Source organism: Bacillus sp. JH7 (genome assembly GCF_001563515.1).
Lineage (GTDB): Bacteria > Bacillota > Bacilli > Bacillales > Bacillaceae_G > Bacillus_A > Bacillus_A cereus.
Map to the genome: position 1 here is coordinate 714,025 of NZ_LPUS01000001.1, position 18,746 is coordinate 732,770.

Sequence of the window (18,746 nt, forward strand, 5' to 3'; positions counted from 1 at the left end):
GAGACAGTCTTCTATTTATCGGTAATTCGATATTTTTAACGATGCAAAGCATATGTGTCATATTTAACAATCTTTTGAAGTTGTATATATTCTTCTTTCGTTAAAGGTAACTGTTGGCTAGCTCGTATATTTTCCTGTAATTGTTGAAGCGAGCTTGCACCAGGTATAACAGCTGCAACAGTCTTATTATGTAAGCAATATTGAATAGCTGTTCCTGTTAAAGAGCGTTCTCCAATCGTTTCTTTTACACTCGCTAGAGTTGTATGTAATTCATCGTAAGAATAAGAAAGATAATCCTTTTCCTTTACTCTTTCTATTTTTCTTGCATTGTTGTCAGTTAAAATTCCTTTTGCAAGTGGCCCGCGGGCAATGACGCTAATTTGGTGTTCATTCAGAAGTGGGAACCATTCTTCAGGGCGACGATTTAAAAGGCTATATTCCATTAGTACACTAACGATGTTTGAGCGTTTTGCATACTCACGAACGACATTTGGGCGTATAGAAGAAATACCGTAATGGCGAATAATACCTTCCTTTTTCAATTCTTCAAAAGCTTCAATTGTTTCATCTATTGGATCTTCAATCGTTCCGCCATGAAGTTGGTAAAGGTCAATATAATCAGTTTGAAGTCTACGTAAACTTTCCTTTACTTCAGTCTTTATGTAAGCTTTAGAAGGATCCCAAGACCAGCCATTTTTTTCTTCTGTCCAACGATTTCCAACCTTCGTTGTAAGTACAATTTGGTCTCTTCTTCCCTTCAAGGCTTTTCCAACAAATTCTTCATTTAATCCGTAATCATATAAATCTGCTGTATCAAAAAAATTAATTCCTAAATCGATCGCTTCATCGATAATATGCATAGCTTCTGTTTCAGATGTACCGAGAGACATACAGCCAAGGCCCATTTCTGTAACAAACAAATCTGAGTTTCCTAATTGACGTTTTTTCATAGGTCAACCTCCTTACCTTTATTGTACGAGAGGGAAAAGAGGTTGACAAACGTTTACTTTTCGCTGCGCATTAACTGCCCGTAAAAGCATGATTAATGTTTCACTTTATTTGCTGTAATCCACTCTTGTACAGTTGTATACTCTTTGCTATATTGCTTTAGCTTATGGCGAATTTGCCATGCTTTTCCGACTAAAGTGACGCGATTTGGTAAAATATAAACTTTCATTTCTATCACGCTCCTTTCAATGTGGTAAAATGTATGAGGAAAGAATAGGAAATAGAACAGGGAGATGAAGTAGTGTGAGTAATCTTGCAGAGAGAACAGTAAAAACTGAGCCGATTTTTGATGGTAGAGTTATAAAAGTTCGTGTTGATGATGTAGTATTACCAAATGGAGCAATGAGTAAACGTGAAATTGTAAATCACCCTAGTGCAGTTGCTATTATTGCTATTACTGATGAGGGGAAAATTGTGCTTGTTGAGCAGTATCGTAAAGCACTTGAAAAGGCGATTATAGAAATTCCGGCTGGCAAGTTAGAACCTGGTGAAAAACCTGAGGTAACAGCAGTTCGTGAATTAGAAGAGGAAACAGGATATGTATGTGAAAATATGGAGCTCATTACTTCTTTCTATACATCTCCAGGATTCGCAGATGAAATTTTATATGTATATAAAGCGACAGGTTTGACAAAAAAAGAAAATAAAGCTGAGTTAGATGAAGATGAGTTTGTGGAATTAATGGAAGTATCGTTAGAAGAAGCGATTACTCTTATGAAAGATCTTCGTATTCATGATGCGAAGACGATGTTTGCAGTACAATATTTACAACTACAAAAATAAACACTCGCCAAAGGCGAGTGTTTTTTAATTGATTTTTGCATATACACGTGCATCACGTAAGCTACCATCTGGTGCTAGGAAATCATTTTCCATTGTACCTTCTAGAATGAATTCTAGACGTTCTGCTAAGCTACATGCATTTATATTTGTTGCATCAGTACGAATTTCAATTCTTCTAGCGCCTAGTTTATCAAAGGCGAACTGAATTGCACCTTTAACAGCTTCGGTCATATAGCCTTGTTTTGTATAGGCACTATGTAGCCAGAAGTGAAGTGAAAACTTTGGAATATCCCAGTTTTCAGGCTTTAGTGTAATTGCTCCGATGAATGTACCAGATACTTTATCGTATAAGTGAAAATCAAGTGTTTCACGAAGTAAAAACTGTCCGTGAGCTTCGCGAACAATTTCTTCAGCACTCTCTTCTGTTTCAGCGTTAATTGGTATCCACGGTACTAAGTCTTCTAGAGAAGCTTGGATTGCTTCATATACTTCTGCACCATCACCTGGAAATGGTTTACGAACTTGCAAGCGTTCAGTTTGAAATAATGTTGGAAAATCTAATAATAATGGTTTCAAGAGAAATCCCTCCTATTCTCTACTTTTTAGTTTAGCAAAGTAGAGCGGAATTTCAATGTTAATTCGTCATACTTTTTTCTTTCTTTCATACATTTTTAATAAGAGTGTGAACGGAGGGAAGAAAAATGTGGCGAAAAAATTGGCAAGACCGTGTAATGTCTCACATACAGGAAAACTCTTCATTATATATATTTAACGCCGTTTTATTATTGATGGGAGTAATATTCGGAGCCATTCTGGTGAATAGTTTACAAATCAATCAAAAACAAGATTTATCATTTTATTTACAACGTTTTTTTGGACAAGTCTCTAAAGGAGAATTTGCTATTGCGGGCGAAATGTTTCGAGAAAGTTACTTTTCGCAATTAAAATACATCGGGTTTATTTGGATTTTAGGGATTTCGATTATTGGATTACCACTTATTTTTATTTTATTATTTGTAAAAGGAGTTGTCGTTGGATTTACAGTTGGTTTTTTAGTAAGTCAGCATGGATGGAATGGACTATTATTAGCATTTGTATCTGTTTTGCCACAAAATTTAATTATCATTCCAGTCTTTCTCGTTATGACAACTATTGCTGCAAGTTTTTCTTTACGGATGATTAGGCATCAATTTATTAGAAAAATAACCGAGCCACTATTACCATTATTAATCCGTTATACATGCTTCTTTCTCGTAATTGGAGTGGTGTTAGCACTTGCTTCTAGTGTGGAGGCTTACGCATCACCAGTTTTAATGAAAGAAGTCGTTGAGGCTATTAATAAAAAATAAATACTTTTTGAGAATAATTATCAATTTGTTTTTATTGTTTTTTTCTTTTGACAGAAGCCCTTCTTCTGATATAATGGTGTAAGAGTGGCGAGGAGGGAGTAGTACCGAATGGAAGAAAGAATTGAACGAATTAAGAAGCAATTACATGCAGCGAGCTACAAATTAACACCGCAACGTGAAGCAACAGTTCGTGTGCTGCTAGAAAATGAAGAAGATCATTTAAGCGCAGAAGATGTTTACCTCCTTGTAAAAGAAAAGTCGCCAGAGATCGGATTAGCAACCGTCTATCGAACTTTAGAACTATTATCTGAGTTAAAAGTTGTCGATAAGATTAACTTCGGAGACGGTGTTTCACGCTATGACTTACGCCAAGAAGGTGCGCAGCGTTTCCACCATCATTTGATTTGTACACAATGTGGTGCTGTACAAGAAATACAAGAAGATTTACTTGGTGAAGTGGAAAGGAAAGTAGAACGAGACTGGAGCTTTAAGGTGAAAGATCATCGTTTAACATTCCATGGGATTTGTAAAAATTGTCAAGAAAATGAAACGGATGAAAAATAACCTTTTCCTATTTATCTAGGAAGAGGTTTTTTATTTGAATAAGGTATAAATTGGTGAAAGCTTGGCATATGTTGTAATAACTTATATTTTGGAGGAATTTACAATGCGCCGAGCTTTAAAATTAACTTTTGATGGAATAAAAGTATTTTTATTATTTACAAGTTGTACGATTTTGTTTTATTTCGCTATACTATGGATAAATGAAGAATATGAAAGCTATCATCGTTATGAAAAACCTAAAGAAGAGACTGTAGAAAAAGTATCAGGGAATGAAGAACCGGCAAAGGATGCTTTCGTAAATAGAATGATGTTTTTCTATGAAAATGGGGAGTAGTGTAGAGTGGAAGATCAATTAAAAGATTTTATTCATTATATGGTTGTCGAAAAAGGATTAGCAAAGAATACAGTAGTATCTTATGAACGGGATTTAAAAAGCTACGTAAAGTATTTGCAAAATGTGGAACAGACGAAAACTTTTCATGAAGTGACCCGTTTACATATTGTTAATTTTTTGCAGTATTTAAAAGAGAACGGAAAATCTTCGAAAACATTAGCGCGTCATATCGCATCAATTCGTTCGTTCCACCAATTTTTACTTCGTGAACGAGCGGTAGAACACGATCCATCCGTACATATTGAAACGCCACAAGGGGAACGGAAATTACCAAAAGTATTATCAGTTGATGAAGTAGAGGCGTTACTTCAAACACCAAAAATGACAAGTGCTTTTGGGATTCGTGATAAGGCGATGCTAGAGTTACTGTATGCGACAGGACTTCGTGTTTCAGAATTGATTGCACTCAATTTAGAAGATGTACATTTAACGATGGGATTTGTTCGTTGCATAGGGAAAGGGAATAAAGAAAGAATTATTCCACTAGGAAGTTTAGCAACGGAAGCGATTCAAAAGTATATTGAAAAAGGAAGAAGAGAATTAATGGGGAAAAAAGTAGTAGATGCACTCTTTTTAAACCATCATGGTAATCGTTTATCAAGACAAGGATTTTGGAAAATATTAAAACGATTAGCGAAAGAAGCAAATATTGAAAAAGAGCTTACACCTCATACGTTGCGTCACTCGTTTGCTACGCACTTATTAGAAAATGGAGCAGATTTACGTGCTGTACAAGAAATGCTTGGACATGCAGATATTTCAACGACTCAAATCTATACGCACGTTTCAAAAACTAGATTAAAAGATGTATATAAACAGTTTCATCCGAGAGCATAGTTACTATGCTCTTTTTTCATAGATTAAGAGGGGAAGACCGCTTCACAGAAACTTCACAAACATTTCGTATATTGTTTTCAGCAGAAGACTGGAATATTACAATGTATTTCCTCTATACTAAATAAAGTATAAAGGAGGAAATGATGATGAAAAAACTGATTATAACTTTATTTATCGCGATGCTAGCGTTGGCTGGCTGTAATACAAACAAAGAAGAACCGAAAAAAGAACAGAAACTTGAAGCTGTAAAAGTAGCAGTACAAACAAATCCGAAAGAAATTAAACCAGGTGAAAAAACAGAAGTACAAGCACTTGTTACACAAGGGAAAGAAAAAGTAACGGATGCCGATGATGTAAAGTTTGAAATTTGGAAAGATGGCGACGAAAAACACGAGATGTTAGATGGTAAGCATAAAGGAAAAGGTGTTTATGCAGTAGAGAAAACATTCGAAACGGATGGAGTATACCATATTATCGCTCACACAAATGCACGTGAAATGCACGTTATGCCAGAAGTAAAAGTTGCTGTAGGAAATGCGAAAGTAGAAGATGCGAAAAAAGAAAATAGTGACCACAGTGCAGGACATGGAGATCATAAAAGTGACACAATGATCCATCTTATGGCTGGAGACATAAAGGCAAATGCTGAATCTACAATGAAAGTTCATTTAAAGCAAAAAGAAGAAGCATTAACTGGTGCTGAAGTACAACTAGAGATTTGGAAAGATGGTGTTGAAAAACACGAATTTATTCCAGCGAAAGAAGGAAATAAAGGAGAGTATGAAACGAAACATACTTTCAAAGAGAACGGTGCTTACAAAGTGAAAGTACATGTAAGAAAAGGCGAATTGCATGAACATAAAGAAGAAACAATAGAAGTAAAATAAAAAGTAGCTCTTTAGAGCTACTTTTTATTTTTAATATGAAGAAATAAATCATAAAAAAATTAGCACTTCGTTGCAGAATGGATTACAATAGAAGTGTGAAGAAAATGAGAAATTCTACGAAAATGTATTAAAAAGAAAGCGTAAACATGTTATGATATCAGTATCAGATGTCTGACATCTGACTTAGAAAAAACTAGAAATGTTTTTGAATCGTTTCAAGTAAACGAAATAGGTTAGAAAATGATTTAAAGAAGTACTGTTTGACAATGAGAATTCTTTTTGATAACAGTTTCACTTTATAGCGTTTTGAACATACTACAAGAAGTAGAACTGAACTTATAGGAGGTCGCAGTTATGAATAAATATAAACGTATATTCCTAGTCGTAATGGACTCTGTGGGAATCGGTGAAGCACCAGATGCTGAGCAATTTGGTGATTTAGGATCTGACACAATTGGTCACATTGCTGAACATATGAATGGGTTACAAATGCCTAACATGGTGAAATTAGGTCTTGGTAACATTCGAGAAATGAAAGGTATCTCTAAAGTAGAGAAACCACTTGGATATTACACAAAAATGCAAGAGAAATCTACTGGTAAAGATACAATGACAGGTCACTGGGAAATCATGGGCCTTTACATTGATACACCATTCCAAGTGTTCCCGGAAGGATTCCCGAAAGAATTACTTGATGAATTAGAAGAAAAAACAGGCCGTAAAATTATCGGTAATAAGCCAGCTTCTGGAACTGAGATTCTTGATGAACTTGGTCAAGAGCAAATGGAAACAGGCTCTTTAATCGTTTATACTTCTGCTGATAGCGTATTGCAAATTGCAGCACACGAAGAAGTAGTGCCACTTGATGAGTTATATAAAATCTGTAAAATTGCACGTGAATTAACATTAGATGAGAAATACATGGTAGGTCGTGTTATTGCTCGTCCATTCGTTGGTGAACCTGGAAACTTTACACGTACACCAAACCGTCATGACTATGCATTAAAACCATTCGGCCGTACAGTAATGAATGAATTAAAAGATAGTGACTACGATGTAATTGCTATCGGTAAAATCTCTGATATTTATGATGGTGAAGGGGTAACTGAATCACTTCGTACGAAGTCTAACATGGATGGAATGGATAAGCTTGTAGATACATTAAATATGGACTTTACAGGTCTTAGCTTCTTAAACTTAGTTGACTTTGATGCATTATTCGGCCACCGCCGTGATCCACAAGGATACGGAGAAGCTCTGCAAGAATATGATGCACGTCTTCCAGAAGTATTCGCAAAACTAAAAGAAGATGATCTATTATTAATTACAGCAGACCACGGTAATGATCCAATTCACCCTGGTACTGACCATACACGTGAATATGTACCATTATTGGCATATAGCCCAAGCATGAAAGAAGGCGGACAAGAATTACCACTTCGTCAAACATTTGCTGATATTGGTGCAACAGTAGCAGAAAACTTCGGTGTGAAAATGCCAGAATACGGAACAAGCTTCTTAAACGAGCTAAAGAAATAGGGGGATAAACAAATGAATCGTGAACTTATTACAAAATCAGCTTCATACTTAAAAGAGAAATTTCAAGAGACACCACAAGTAGGACTAATCCTTGGATCAGGACTAGGTGTATTAGCAGACGAAATTGAGAACGCAGTAACAGTACCTTACAGTGAAATCCCTGAATTCCCAGTATCAACTGTAGAAGGCCATGCAGGTCAACTAGTATTTGGTACACTTCAAGGTGTAACAGTAGTAGCAATGCAAGGACGTTTCCACTTCTATGAAGGATACGACATGCAAAAAGTAACATTCCCAGTTCGTGTTATGAAAGAACTAGGTGTAGAAACAGTAGTTGTAACAAACGCAGCTGGTGGTGTAAATACATCATTTGAGCCAGGCGATCTTATGTTAATTTCAGACCACATTAACTTCATGGGTACGAATCCATTAATCGGACCAAATGATTCTGAAATGGGCGTACGTTTCCCTGATATGTCTACATCATATACAGTAGAACTTCGCGAAATGGCGAAACAAGTTGCAGCAGACTTAAATATTAAAGTACAAGAAGGTGTATACGTAGGAATGACAGGTCCTGTATATGAAACACCTGCTGAAATTCGTATGCTTCGTACACTTGGCGGAGATGCAGTTGGTATGTCAACAGTACCTGAAGTAATTGTAGCGCGTCATGCTGGTATGAAAGTATTAGGTATTTCTTGTATTTCAAATATGGCAGCTGGTATTTTAGATCAGCCACTTCACCACGATGAAGTAATTGAAACGACAGAACGTGTTAAAGCGAACTTCTTAGCATTAGTAAAAGCAATCGTAAAACAAATGAAGGGGTGACCTCACAATGAGAATGGTGGACCTAATTGCAAAAAAACGTGACGGACATGCATTAACGACAGAAGAAATTAATTTTATTGTTGAAGGATATACAAATGGTGATATTCCTGATTATCAAGTAAGTTCACTTGCAATGGCAATTTTCTTCCAAGATATGAACGATCAAGAGCGTGCTGATTTAACGATGGCAATGGTAAATAGCGGTGATACAATCGACTTATCAGCTATTGAAGGTGTAAAAGTAGATAAGCATTCAACAGGTGGTGTTGGTGATACAACGACACTTGTATTAGGTCCATTAGTAGCTGCTTTAGATGTACCAGTAGCGAAAATGTCTGGACGCGGTTTAGGACATACTGGTGGTACAATTGATAAATTAGAAGCAGTCCCAGGATTCCATGTGGAAATTGAAAACGATGAATTCATGCGTCTTGTAAATGAAAACAAAATCGCAGTTATCGGCCAAAGTGGTAACTTAACGCCTGCTGATAAAAAGTTATATGCACTTCGTGATGTAACAGCAACAGTAAACTCAATTCCGCTTATTGCAAGTTCGATTATGAGTAAAAAAATTGCTGCTGGTGCAGATGCAATTGTTCTTGATGTAAAAACTGGAGCAGGTGCATTTATGAAAACGGATGAAGATGCAAAACGTTTAGCAGAAGCAATGGTACGTATCGGTAATAACGTTGGTCGTAACACGATGGCAGTTATTTCGGATATGAGTCAACCACTTGGTGAAGCTATTGGTAATGCACTAGAAGTACAAGAAGCAATTGATACATTACAAGGTAAAGGGCCGAAAGATTTAGAAGAGTTATGTTTAACACTTGGAAGTCAAATGGTGTACCTTGCCGGACAAGCTTCATCTTTAGAAGATGCACGTGAAAAGCTAATTGAAGTAATGAACAACGGAAAAGCGCTAGAATCATTTAAAACGTTCTTATCAGCGCAAGGCGGCGACGCATCTGTTGTTGATGATCCTTCTAAATTGCCACAAGCACAATTTAAAATTGAAGTGGAAGCGAAAGAAGACGGATATGTATCAGAAATCGTTGCAGACGAAATCGGAACAGCAGCAATGCTTTTAGGAGCAGGACGTGCAACGAAAGAGTCTGAAATTGATTTAGCAGTTGGTCTAATGCTGCGCAAAAAAGTAGGCGATAGCGTGAAGCAAGGTGAATCCCTTGTTACAATTTACGCAAACCGCGAAAATGTTGAAGATGTAAAAGCGAAAATTTATGAGAACATGAAGATTTCTAAAGAACATGTAGATGCACCAACTTTAGTACACGGTATCGTAACGAAGTAATAAAAAAGCTGAGGAGATTTCTCCTTGGCTTTTTTTACTATTTTTTGTTTATAATAATAATGGGTGAAATTATGATTAGAATTTGTGCAGTAACAAAAACAGATGAAGTATTATATGATGTTTCTCTAGAAGAAACAAAGAAAGACCATATTGTATGGTATTGGCTAGATTTATATAAGCCAACGAAAGAAGAGTATACATATATTCTGCAAGACCATTTTAAGTTCCATCCCCTTGCAATTGAAGACTGTATAGAATATGTACAGAGGCCAAAAGTTGATTTTTATGATGGATATAACTTTTTAGTACTTCATGCATTTGGGGAAGATGGACTAGAACCGCACGAAATCGATTTATTTATTAGTGATCGTTATATTGTTTCTTTCCACTTTTCTCATAACAATGCAATCGAAAGAGTATGGAAAACACTTGGAGAAAAGAAGCGTATTAAAAATAGTCCTTTACACGTAGCTCATACAATTATCGACCAAATTGTAGATGACTATTTTGCGCCTGTATATTACATTGAGGATCATTTAAATGCAATTGATGATAATTTAACGGGGGAGACAGCAGGAAGTGTATTAGAAGAGGTATTTGATATACGTACAGATTTATCAAAGCTAAGGCGTACAATCATTCCGATGCGTGATTTATTATATCGTATTTTAAATTCGACTCGTTTTTACGGTATAAGCGATCATGAAATTTACTTTAAAGATATACATGATCATTTGCTTAAACTAACAGAAATGATTGAGGCAAGCCGAGAGTTAACAGCAGATATTCGGGATAGTTATTTTTCATTAAACTCACATCATATGAATAACATTATGAAAACATTAACTGTATTCTCGACTATTTTCATGCCATTAACATTTATTGCGGGAGTATATGGAATGAACTTTACGCATATGCCAGAGCTTGGTGGACAATATAGTTATTTTATTTGTCTACTTATTATGGCACTAATTGGCGGCGGAATGATGGCCTGGTTTTATAAAAAAGGATGGTTTAAGTAAAAAAACACCGAGGATTTCCTCGGTGTTTTTTTAACCAATAGCATGTAATACAAACATAGCTAAGAATAAGCATGTAATGATATACATAGATGGTGCGACTTCTTTACGCTTTCCAAGAGCAACTTTTAAGATAGGGTAAGCAATAAATCCGAACGCAATGCCATCAGCGATACTATATGTGAGCGGGATCATAACGATAATTAAGAATGCTGGAAATCCTTCTGAAAAGTCATTCAGAGGAATTTGTTGAATGCTTGTAATCATCAGACCGCCAATAATAATTAAGATTGGTGCAATGGCACTATCAGGAATTAATTTGACAAATGGAAGAGCAAACAGTGATGCAAAGAATAGCAACCCAGTAACGATAGACGTCAGACCTGTCTTACCACCTGCAGTAATACCTGCGGCACTTTCTACTGTTGAAACGGTAGGACTTGTGCCAAATAGACCACATGTCATTGCTGAAATTGCATTGGCTTGGTAAGCACGTGGGAATTTACGATCATCTTCTAATAAACCGTGCAGAAGTCCCATGTTCTCAAAAATAAGCACCATGCTTAAAGAGAATGTTGCAATCCAAAATGGTAAGGAAGAAAGTTTCCCAAATGACATAGCTCCAAACACATCACCGTAATTAGCGAATGAGAATGAACTATTTCCCACTTGACTCGTATCCACAAGACCAAATAGCCATGCGATACCAGTTCCTATTGCAATCGTCCATAAAAAGTTTCCACGTACGTTACGAATAAATAATACAAGTGCAATGATAAGAGTAAGTAATGTCGCAAGAACGACAGGATTACTTAATTTCCCCATTGCCACAGCAGTATTTGGGTTCGAAACGACTAAACCACCTTTTTGCAATCCGATAAACGCTAAAAATAATCCGATGCCGACAGTAATCGCTTCCTTTAATGACTTTGGAATTGATACTGATAGCACGCGAGCGATTGGTGTAAAAGCGGCAATTGCAAAAATAATACCAGAGATAAAGACAGCAGCCAATGCTTCTTGCCAAGTTAGTCCAAGCGTATGCACAGCTGTGTACGTGAAGAATGCATTTACACCCATACCCGGGACAAGAATAGCAGGTGCATTTGCCCAAAATGCCATGAGTAGACATCCGACAAATGAACTAAAAACAGTTGCTAAAATTCCAGCTTCAAGAGGAATGCCAGCATCTGATAAGATTGACGCATTTACAATCATAATATATACGATTGTGAAAAATGACGTAACTCCAGCTAAAACTTCTTGTTTTGGTGATGTTTCGTGTAAACCTAATTTAAATGTTCTTTCAAGTATTCCTTTCATGTTAAACCTTCTTTTTCATATCCCTCTCCCACCCGTGATATCTCTTTTGTAAGAGCTCACCGTTCTTTATTATATCAGAACATCATGTTTTTACAACAAGTAAAATGATAACGTTTACTTGTAAAGAGAATTCGTTATAAATACGTAAAAATAGCCCGTATGGATGAAATGATTTCTAATTCACCCGATTGAATGGGTGGGGCCGCTTGCGCATGTAAAGTAGCATAAGACGTAACCTCCCGTGGTAATTGGGCAGATTCTTCAACGAATGAGAGGGGAACAGGATTAATATTTAAATTATATGTACTCGCAATAGCACGAGCTTTTTCTACTGCTTGGTGCAGAGCTTGAATGAGAGCTTGCTCATAATATTTATTTGGATGAGATACTCGGAAACGTAACCCTTTTGCTACATTTGCGCCATTTGAAACGGCTATATCATATACTTCCCCAGCTTTTTGTACATTTAAAACGGTAATTTCATACAAATGCTCCACACGGTATCCTTGTAGCAATGCTTTATCATTTACATATTCGTATTGAGGAGTAATCGTATAAGAAATCGTTTCTATATCTTTATCGGCAATACCAAGCTGTTTAAGTGCATCCAGCAATTGTTTGGATTGCACTGCATTTTCTTCTTGAGCCTGTTTTACATTTTTATCATCTGTTCGAATGCCAAGCGTTAATATGACAACATTCGGTTTTGCTTTGACAACGCCTTCGCCTTGTACAGTAATAGTAGCTTCTTTACCAGTATTAGTTGTGCGTACGTTGTGTAAATAAGGATTCATTCCACCCTGCATTTTCCATCACCATCCTTTTTATATGTATATGTGTGAACAAAAAAGAAATTTATATGAAAAAAGTTACAGAAATGAGAATGTTGAGGAAAGAAAGCATGTACAACATAGGTATTTATAGATTATAATATGTGTAAATATGATAAAAAAGGGACGAGGCTATTGAACGAAAAAAGAGAAACGCTGATTTTAGATTTATCTGCATCATTTCGAAAAATGATACGTTTATTACAAAATGATATTAATACACGTTTTGCAGAACATATGCCATATAATGAATTTTCTGTATTACGTGCGTTATTTTTAAAGAGTCCACAGATGGCTTCGCAAATTGCGAGTGAAGTAAACGTAACCTCCAGTCATATTACAGCTGTTACAGATCGTCTCGTACGAAAAGGATTAGTAGAAAGAAAACGTTCTAATTCAGATCGTCGAATCGTGTACTTAGAAATTACAGAGCACGGAAGAGAAGTAACTGAAAAACTTGAAGCTGTGCGTAAAGAATATTATAAAGAGAGATTTAAAGGTTGGAGCGACCAAGAAATAGAAATGGTCTTAGAACTATTTGGCCGCGTATTATAATAAATGAGGATAGGAAGCGAAAGCATTCCTATCCTTTTTCTTTTGAATAAAAATATTTTGAAACTCCGATACTTTAATTAAAAGATCGGAGGAAAGATTATGAAATATATTGCTGCACTTACCATTTTATTTGGTGGTTTTTTCTATTTTCAAACATTCACGTACGCAGATACACCTATCCAAGTGGTACGAAAAGAAGTGAAGTACATTGAAAACGATAATACAGTCTTATATTCGAAATTATGGGTTCGTTCTATGCAAAACGCAGTATTATTCCACCATAGCGATAATATTCGTAATCAGGACACATTACGTAATGTAACAAGTTCATCGCTTGTTAAAGCGAAACAACTACCTTTTCAGAAAGCGGCCCTCTATATACCGAGATTATCGCAATACGTATCAAAAGCAGGAAAAGAAAACATTCAAGTATACTACATTGCGATTCACTATAATGTGAAAAAAGAAAATGCATATCAACTAGATGGCATGAACTATTTTCTACAAGTATTTGTGAAAGAGCGTGGGGAATGGAAAATTGCTGAAAGTGTAGTTGCACCGACAGAGCAAATTGTGCAAAATGGTGATGGATTTGGGATGAAAGAAGAGATGGTGTATGGGGATAGGAGAGAGAATGTGAAATAACCTCTTTATTTAGATAGGGACATATATAATAAAAAGCATTGCTCTTGTGCAATGCCTTTTTATTTAGTTCATATAAGAGTTAAATAATTCATAACATCTTTCTTTTGTCAGCTTCTATTAATGCCATTGTTCCGTGTTTATAGTTTCACATCTATGATGCTTTTGGAAACATGTATCCACCACCTTAATGCATATTTATTTCCCTACAAAAGCAAACTTCAATTTTAATAGACGTGTAAAAATGAAGTAACTTATGGTAGCGAATAGGAAAAATCCAACATAATAAGACAGAAGTGCATCTCGTCCGCCTAATATTCTACCACCAAGTAGTCCGAAGCATAGAACAGTGCAAATTATGAACCATTTTTGCAAGTTAGGAAACAATAGTATTTTTCCACTTTGTTCGTTCGGTGTACGTGTGTATAGAAAGGTTGCTATTGATAAAAAGGTAATGATGTAAGCAAATGGTGTTAATAGTGTCCAAGGAGAAGGTACAGAAATACGCTCCGTAGGATTGTCCTGTGATACACTGGGAAGTTTATTGCCATAGTCATCAAATGTTTCTATCGGGTGGTAATCATAAGTAATAGAAAAATATTCTAATGGTGAAATGATACCTATATGTTGTAAGTACTCATGAGTATGGTGCTCTATTTCTCCCATTGCATCTACAGACCATTGTGTGTGTGAATAAATGAATCCGGAAATTAACAATCCAAAACCGTATGGTAAAAATAATAGAATGATAGTTAAAATACTTTGAGAAAATATATGTCCAGTAAGAGTCCCGATAAATAAGGCGAATGTATAAATAGCGATAAGTACAACGGTAGCATATAGAAAGTAACTATAGAACGGAGCGAAGGTTTGATACTCATTGTGAAACGACATGTTCTTTATTCCGTACATGCTAATCCAGCAAACAATTTGTACTGTAATAATATTCAAAACACCAAGCCACCATTTTGTTAAAAAAATATCCTTTCGTTTAAAAGGCATCGAGAATAGAAAATCAGTTGATTGATTATTACGTTCCCATCCAATTAAAAGACAAGCGAGTGCAATTAGAGTAGCTCCTTGAAAGAAGACGGCACCATCAGATGTCTGAAAATAGTAGGAGTAGTAATATGCATAGTCACCAAACTTCATTTTTGATAGTTTTAGTTGCATTTGCGCTTCTTGATAATATTTATAAGGTAGTTGATATAAACTAGTTAACCAAAATAATAGAATTATATATTTTCCTTGCTTCCATTGCCTTATCCATAAAGCTTTATGAAACATGCGAATCCTCCTCAAACGTTGTGATAAAAATATCTTCGAGCGACATGGCTAATTCTTCAATGAGCAGTGGCTGTTCTTTATGAAACTTTTCTAATGTAGCTGCCACATTTCCCTCAATTAAGATTGTATATACTTTTCCTGTTTGATTTAATATTTTAATATTGCTTAAGTTTTCTAGTTTTTGAGGTAGTGAACGTTCATAAGCAACTTGTATTTTAGCAAATCGTGATTTTGCATCGTCTAGTGATGTAATAGACGAGATAGTATGGCCTTTTAATATAATAATTGTATCTGCAATTTGTTCTACTTCATCTAAATGGTGAGTGGAGATGAAAATGGTAATCTCTTTTTCTGCAACTTCTCCAACGAGAAACTGTAAAATTTTCCTTTTCACGATAGGATCAAGTCCATTTGTCGGTTCATCTAAAATGATATATTCTGCCTTTGTAGAAACGGCTAAAATGATGGCGAGCAGTGCTTTCATTCCTTTTGAATAACTACGAATTCGTTTATTTGGTAAGTTAAAACGTTCTAACAGTTCATAGAAATGTGTTTCATCAAATGCGGTATAAACTTCTTTATAAAACTTTACGATTTCTTTTATCGTATAGCCGTTCAGTATATTAGTAGAATCAGGAACATATACAATTCTTTGCTTTATTTCAGGAAACTGATGAATGTTTGTATCTTCATATGTAACAGTTCCCTCGTCTGGGTCTAAAATACCGACCATCGTTCGCAATAAAGTTGTTTTCCCCGCACCGTTTCTTCCGAGTAATCCGATGATACTCCCTCTTTGCAATGTGAAAGAAACATCGTCTAAAATTGTTTGATTATCAATTGTTTTCTTCAAGTTTGTCACTTTCAACATCCGTATTCCCTCCAATCTCTTTATAGTATGAATCTATCCAATCATGAATTTTATCTTTCGTAATACCAAGATAAGAGGCTTCTAATAGTAATTGATGAAATTGCTTTTCAACCATAGCGATTTTCCTTTCGTCTAATGTTGGGGTAATCGATTGGGATACAAATGTTCCTTTTCCTCGTAACGTTTCAATAATTCCTTGTCGCTCTAACTCTTGATACGCTTTACTCACTGTATTTGGATTTATAACGAGTAAAGAAGCGAGTTCGCGTACAGAAGGAAGTTTATCACTTGGAGCCAACATGTTTTTCAATACGAGTTCTTTTATATTTTGAACAATTTGTTCCCATATCGGAGTGTTGCTTCTTGGGTCAAGTTGAATATGCAAGAGCAATGTCTCCTTCCTCATATGTATTAAGTGTACTACTGTATGTAATACACTTAATACAATATAGGGGACGAATGTATTTGTCAACTGAAAATGTTAGAAAAATTTGGTATTAAAAAAAGGTAAATTGGAAAAAATAGGTCTGATATAGAATGGAGGGTTAGTCATGAAGCGAGTTTTTGGAATACTTGTTTGTTTCATGTTATTGCTTTCTGGAACTTCAGTGAGTTTCGCACAATCTGAGAAAACGAAGCAGGAGAAAACAGAAGAAACAACACCGAAGTTAGCGGAACAAGCGTCGTCAGCAATCGTAATTGAGCAAGATACAGGTAAAGTTTTATTTGATAAAAACCCAAATGAAAAATTACCACCTGCTAGTATGACAAAGATTATGACAATGCTTTTAATTATGGAACAAGTTGAAAAAGGAAAACTAAAACTGACCGATAAAGTTAGAGCGAGCGAACATGCAGCTTCAATGGGTGGATCGCAAATCTTTTTAGAACCTGGGGAAGAGATGACTGTAAACGAGATGTTAAAGGGTATTGCAATTGCATCTGGAAATGACGCATCTGTTGCAGTAGCCGAGCATATCGCAGGTTCAGAAGAAGGATTTGTAAATATGATGAACAAAAAGGCGAAAGATCTAGGGCTGAAAAATACACATTTTCAAAACCCAACAGGTCTTCCGGCCAAAGACCATTATTCGACAGCAAATGATATGGCTATAATGGCGAGAGAATTGATGAAGTATCCACTTATTCGTAAATACACAGGTAAGTACGAAGATTATTTACGTGAAGATACGGATAAAAAGTTTTGGCTCGTTAATACGAATAAGCTAGTACGTTTTTATCCTGGCGTAGATGGAGTAAAAACAGGTTTTACGACAGAAGCGAAATATTGTTTAACAGCATCGGCTGAAAAAAATGGCATGCGTGTCATTTCAGTTGTCATGGGAGCACCAACATCAAAAGAACGGAACAACCAAGTGACGAAGCTTCTTGACTACGCATTTGGTCAATATATGACAAAGAAATTGTATACGCGCGGCGAAAAAATTAAGACAGTTCAAGTAGGGAAAGGGAAAAAAGAAAAAGTAGATTTAGTTGCATCAGATAATGTTTCTCTTCTTATGAAGAAGGGCGAGAATATGGACAAGGTAAAACAAGAAGTAATTGCTGAAAAGAAAGTAAAAGCACCGATTAAAAAAGGTGACGCGCTTGGTACACTTGTTATTAAAAAAGATAAAGATGTTTTATTAAAACAAACAATTGTAGCAAAAGAAGATGTTGCTGCAGCGAGCTGGTGGGAGTTATTTAAAAGAAGTTTTGGGATGTTTTCAACATCAAAATAGCGGCAAATATTTTGCCGCTTTTCTATTCGTATGTAAGTGAATAATGCTGAAAGGTTTCACTTTATGACGAAATAGTTCTTCTTTTGTCAGCAGGAAGGATTCTTATTTTGTATCACGAAAATCTTTATGTATGTGAATAAGTAAAGTTTGAGCATAAGGAGGAAATCGTGTGAGTCTTTCCATGCAATTAGAAGTAAAACGTGACGTCCTATGTGTGAGACTAGAGGGTGAATTAGATCATCATACGGCTGAAGAGTTGCGAACGAAAGTAACAGATATGATTGAGACACATGGTGTTCATCATATTGTTTTGAGCCTAGAGAACTTATCTTTTATGGATAGTTCTGGTCTAGGTGTTATATTAGGCCGATATAAACACGTAAAGGGATTAGGTGGAGAAATGGTTGTTTGTGCAATTTCACCGCCTGTTAAGCGTTTATTTGAAATGTCGGGCTTATTCAAAATCGTTCGCTTAGAAGAAAGTGAAGCGCACGCGCTCGCGACGTTGGGGGTGGCATAGATGAGAAATGAAATGAACCTTCAATTTTCAGCATTAAGTCAAAATGAATCGTTCGCTCGCGTTACAGTAGCGGCTTTCATTGCACAACTAGATCCAACGATGGAAGAATTAACGGAGATTAAAACAGTTGTGTCAGAAGCGGTTACAAATGCAATTATTCATGGATACGAAGGAAATGCAGAAGGTATTGTTTATATTTCTGTAATTTTGGAAGAAGCAATGGTGAAACTCACGATTCGAGATGAAGGGATTGGAATCTTTAACTTAGATGAAGCGAGACAACCCCTTTTTACAACTAAACCTGAATTAGAGCGTTCCGGAATGGGATTTACTATCATGGAAAATTTTATGGATGAAGTAGAAGTTATTTCAAACGAATCTTTCGGGACAACAATCCATTTGACAAAATACTTATCAAATAGTAACGCTCTATGCAATTAAGGAGAATAG

At 35.9% G+C, this 18,746-nt stretch carries 23 protein-coding genes; 15 read left to right on the forward strand and 8 right to left on the reverse strand.

Annotation, left to right across the window (positions count from 1 at the left end; all coding sequences use genetic code 11):
* Positions 1-35: 35 nt before the first annotated feature.
* Positions 36-950 (reverse strand): aldo/keto reductase, encoded by a 915-nt coding sequence (locus AU379_RS03855; RefSeq protein WP_000747213.1) that lies wholly within the window; start codon positions 948-950, stop codon positions 36-38.
* Positions 951-1,042: 92 nt separating this feature from the next.
* Positions 1,043-1,177: a Z-ring formation inhibitor MciZ gene (mciZ, locus tag AU379_RS03860; RefSeq protein WP_000870302.1), complete on the reverse strand. Its 135-nt coding sequence runs from the start codon at positions 1,175-1,177 to the stop codon at positions 1,043-1,045.
* A 74-nt stretch (positions 1,178-1,251) separates the two neighbouring features.
* Between mciZ and AU379_RS03865 the strand changes: the two genes are divergently transcribed.
* Positions 1,252-1,791 carry an NUDIX hydrolase gene (locus tag AU379_RS03865; RefSeq protein WP_061138969.1) on the forward strand — a complete coding sequence of 180 codons (540 nt, stop codon included), beginning with the start codon at positions 1,252-1,254 and terminating at the stop codon, positions 1,789-1,791.
* Between the two features lie 24 nt (positions 1,792-1,815).
* Here the strand turns inward: AU379_RS03865 and AU379_RS03870 are convergent, their stop codons facing one another.
* Positions 1,816-2,367 (reverse strand): GNAT family N-acetyltransferase, encoded by a 552-nt coding sequence (locus tag AU379_RS03870; RefSeq protein ID WP_000803479.1) that lies wholly within the window; start codon positions 2,365-2,367, stop codon positions 1,816-1,818.
* A 155-nt stretch (positions 2,368-2,522) separates the two neighbouring features.
* Here AU379_RS03870 and spoIIM point away from each other — a divergent pair, with 155 nt between their 5' ends.
* The 9 genes from spoIIM to corA all read left to right on the forward strand — a co-directional run bounded on the left by spoIIM (position 2,523) and on the right by corA (position 10,529).
* On the forward strand, positions 2,523-3,140 hold the full coding sequence (gene spoIIM, locus AU379_RS03875) for a stage II sporulation protein M (protein WP_013142149.1): 618 nt from the start codon (positions 2,523-2,525) through the stop codon (positions 3,138-3,140).
* A gap of 108 nt (positions 3,141-3,248) precedes the next feature.
* A complete protein-coding gene (locus AU379_RS03880; protein WP_000392657.1) occupies positions 3,249-3,704 on the forward strand; it encodes a Fur family transcriptional regulator in 456 nt (151 codons plus the stop codon).
* A 103-nt stretch (positions 3,705-3,807) separates the two neighbouring features.
* A complete protein-coding gene (locus AU379_RS03885) occupies positions 3,808-4,038 on the forward strand; it encodes a YqzK family protein (RefSeq protein WP_001250432.1) in 231 nt (76 codons plus the stop codon).
* Positions 4,039-4,044: 6 nt separating this feature from the next.
* Positions 4,045-4,935 carry a site-specific tyrosine recombinase XerD gene (gene xerD / locus AU379_RS03890; protein WP_000390088.1) on the forward strand — a complete coding sequence of 297 codons (891 nt, stop codon included), beginning with the start codon at positions 4,045-4,047 and terminating at the stop codon, positions 4,933-4,935.
* Positions 4,936-5,081: 146 nt separating this feature from the next.
* The gene (locus AU379_RS03895; RefSeq protein WP_000733456.1) at positions 5,082-5,822 is read left to right on the forward strand and encodes a FixH family protein; all 741 of its coding nucleotides are present in this window, start codon (positions 5,082-5,084) and stop codon (positions 5,820-5,822) included.
* A gap of 354 nt (positions 5,823-6,176) precedes the next feature.
* A complete protein-coding gene (deoB, locus tag AU379_RS03900) occupies positions 6,177-7,361 on the forward strand; it encodes a phosphopentomutase (protein WP_001046079.1) in 1,185 nt (394 codons plus the stop codon).
* A 12-nt stretch (positions 7,362-7,373) separates the two neighbouring features.
* Positions 7,374-8,195 (forward strand): purine-nucleoside phosphorylase, encoded by an 822-nt coding sequence (locus tag AU379_RS03905; RefSeq protein ID WP_001078446.1) that lies wholly within the window; start codon positions 7,374-7,376, stop codon positions 8,193-8,195.
* A gap of 7 nt (positions 8,196-8,202) precedes the next feature.
* Positions 8,203-9,507 (forward strand): pyrimidine-nucleoside phosphorylase, encoded by a 1,305-nt coding sequence (locus AU379_RS03910; RefSeq protein ID WP_001243069.1) that lies wholly within the window; start codon positions 8,203-8,205, stop codon positions 9,505-9,507.
* 59 nt (positions 9,508-9,566) lie between these two features.
* On the forward strand, positions 9,567-10,529 hold the full coding sequence (corA, locus tag AU379_RS03915) for a magnesium/cobalt transporter CorA (protein WP_002005674.1): 963 nt from the start codon (positions 9,567-9,569) through the stop codon (positions 10,527-10,529).
* A gap of 30 nt (positions 10,530-10,559) precedes the next feature.
* On the opposite strand, the gene AU379_RS03920 is transcribed toward corA, so the two are convergent.
* Together AU379_RS03920 and AU379_RS03925 are read right to left on the reverse strand one after the other, a co-directional pair.
* Positions 10,560-11,849 carry an NCS2 family permease gene (locus AU379_RS03920; protein WP_000676240.1) on the reverse strand — a complete coding sequence of 430 codons (1,290 nt, stop codon included), beginning with the start codon at positions 11,847-11,849 and terminating at the stop codon, positions 10,560-10,562.
* 134 nt (positions 11,850-11,983) lie between these two features.
* Positions 11,984-12,655 carry an SIMPL domain-containing protein gene (locus AU379_RS03925; protein ID WP_001161465.1) on the reverse strand — a complete coding sequence of 224 codons (672 nt, stop codon included), beginning with the start codon at positions 12,653-12,655 and terminating at the stop codon, positions 11,984-11,986.
* A gap of 159 nt (positions 12,656-12,814) precedes the next feature.
* On the opposite strand from AU379_RS03925, the gene AU379_RS03930 reads away from it, so the two are divergent.
* Both AU379_RS03930 and AU379_RS03935 read left to right on the forward strand, forming a co-directional pair.
* The gene (locus AU379_RS03930) at positions 12,815-13,234 is read left to right on the forward strand and encodes a MarR family transcriptional regulator (protein ID WP_001003305.1); all 420 of its coding nucleotides are present in this window, start codon (positions 12,815-12,817) and stop codon (positions 13,232-13,234) included.
* 99 nt (positions 13,235-13,333) lie between these two features.
* A complete protein-coding gene (locus AU379_RS03935; RefSeq protein WP_000873778.1) occupies positions 13,334-13,879 on the forward strand; it encodes a hypothetical protein in 546 nt (181 codons plus the stop codon).
* 195 nt (positions 13,880-14,074) lie between these two features.
* Here the strand turns inward: AU379_RS03935 and AU379_RS03940 are convergent, their stop codons facing one another.
* From AU379_RS03940 to AU379_RS03950, 3 genes are read right to left on the reverse strand one after another with little or no spacing between them, the layout of a single operon-like run.
* Entirely contained in the window at positions 14,075-15,163 is a 1,089-nt protein-coding gene (locus AU379_RS03940) for an ABC-2 transporter permease (RefSeq protein WP_044584826.1), read from the reverse strand.
* A complete protein-coding gene (locus AU379_RS03945) occupies positions 15,153-16,034 on the reverse strand; it encodes an ABC transporter ATP-binding protein (protein WP_044584825.1) in 882 nt (293 codons plus the stop codon). Before AU379_RS03945 ends, AU379_RS03940 begins: the two co-directional genes overlap by 11 nt.
* Positions 16,000-16,419 (reverse strand): GntR family transcriptional regulator, encoded by a 420-nt coding sequence (locus tag AU379_RS03950; RefSeq protein WP_000548027.1) that lies wholly within the window; start codon positions 16,417-16,419, stop codon positions 16,000-16,002. The genes AU379_RS03945 and AU379_RS03950 overlap by 35 nt, the downstream gene beginning before the upstream one ends.
* A 166-nt stretch (positions 16,420-16,585) precedes the next feature.
* Here AU379_RS03950 and dacF point away from each other — a divergent pair, with 166 nt between their 5' ends.
* From dacF to spoIIAB, 3 genes are all read left to right on the forward strand, one after another.
* On the forward strand, positions 16,586-17,776 hold the full coding sequence (gene dacF, locus AU379_RS03955) for a serine-type D-Ala-D-Ala carboxypeptidase DacF (RefSeq protein ID WP_000831998.1): 1,191 nt from the start codon (positions 16,586-16,588) through the stop codon (positions 17,774-17,776).
* Positions 17,777-17,945: 169 nt separating this feature from the next.
* Positions 17,946-18,296, forward strand: coding sequence for an anti-sigma F factor antagonist (gene spoIIAA / locus AU379_RS03960; protein WP_000059135.1), 351 nt, complete (start codon positions 17,946-17,948; stop codon positions 18,294-18,296).
* Positions 18,297-18,737 (forward strand): anti-sigma F factor, encoded by a 441-nt coding sequence (gene spoIIAB / locus AU379_RS03965; RefSeq protein WP_001243398.1) that lies wholly within the window; start codon positions 18,297-18,299, stop codon positions 18,735-18,737.
* The last annotated feature ends 9 nt before the right edge of the window (positions 18,738-18,746 follow it).

What these genes read in the sequence shown, in the direction of transcription:
- AU379_RS03885 (WP_001250432.1), top strand. Translation starts at nt 3,808, where the DNA reads ATGCGCCGAGCTTTAAAATTAACTTTTGATGGAATAAAAGTATTTTTA.
- mciZ (WP_000870302.1), bottom strand. Translation starts at nt 1,177, where the DNA reads ATGAAAGTTTATATTTTACCAAATCGCGTCACTTTAGTCGGAAAAGCA.
- deoB (WP_001046079.1), top strand. Translation starts at nt 6,177, where the DNA reads ATGAATAAATATAAACGTATATTCCTAGTCGTAATGGACTCTGTGGGA.
- AU379_RS03935 (WP_000873778.1), top strand. Translation starts at nt 13,334, where the DNA reads ATGAAATATATTGCTGCACTTACCATTTTATTTGGTGGTTTTTTCTAT.
- AU379_RS03855 (WP_000747213.1), bottom strand. Translation starts at nt 950, where the DNA reads ATGAAAAAACGTCAATTAGGAAACTCAGATTTGTTTGTTACAGAAATG.
- AU379_RS03920 (WP_000676240.1), bottom strand. Translation starts at nt 11,849, where the DNA reads ATGAAAGGAATACTTGAAAGAACATTTAAATTAGGTTTACACGAAACA.
- AU379_RS03910 (WP_001243069.1), top strand. Translation starts at nt 8,203, where the DNA reads ATGAGAATGGTGGACCTAATTGCAAAAAAACGTGACGGACATGCATTA.
- AU379_RS03905 (WP_001078446.1), top strand. Translation starts at nt 7,374, where the DNA reads ATGAATCGTGAACTTATTACAAAATCAGCTTCATACTTAAAAGAGAAA.
- AU379_RS03945 (WP_044584825.1), bottom strand. Translation starts at nt 16,034, where the DNA reads ATGTTGAAAGTGACAAACTTGAAGAAAACAATTGATAATCAAACAATT.
- AU379_RS03880 (WP_000392657.1), top strand. Translation starts at nt 3,249, where the DNA reads ATGGAAGAAAGAATTGAACGAATTAAGAAGCAATTACATGCAGCGAGC.
- AU379_RS03925 (WP_001161465.1), bottom strand. Translation starts at nt 12,655, where the DNA reads ATGCAGGGTGGAATGAATCCTTATTTACACAACGTACGCACAACTAAT.
- AU379_RS03895 (WP_000733456.1), top strand. Translation starts at nt 5,082, where the DNA reads ATGAAAAAACTGATTATAACTTTATTTATCGCGATGCTAGCGTTGGCT.
- spoIIAB (WP_001243398.1), top strand. Translation starts at nt 18,297, where the DNA reads ATGAGAAATGAAATGAACCTTCAATTTTCAGCATTAAGTCAAAATGAA.
- AU379_RS03940 (WP_044584826.1), bottom strand. Translation starts at nt 15,163, where the DNA reads ATGTTTCATAAAGCTTTATGGATAAGGCAATGGAAGCAAGGAAAATAT.
- spoIIM (WP_013142149.1), top strand. Translation starts at nt 2,523, where the DNA reads ATGTCTCACATACAGGAAAACTCTTCATTATATATATTTAACGCCGTT.
- dacF (WP_000831998.1), top strand. Translation starts at nt 16,586, where the DNA reads ATGAAGCGAGTTTTTGGAATACTTGTTTGTTTCATGTTATTGCTTTCT.
- corA (WP_002005674.1), top strand. Translation starts at nt 9,567, where the DNA reads ATGGGTGAAATTATGATTAGAATTTGTGCAGTAACAAAAACAGATGAA.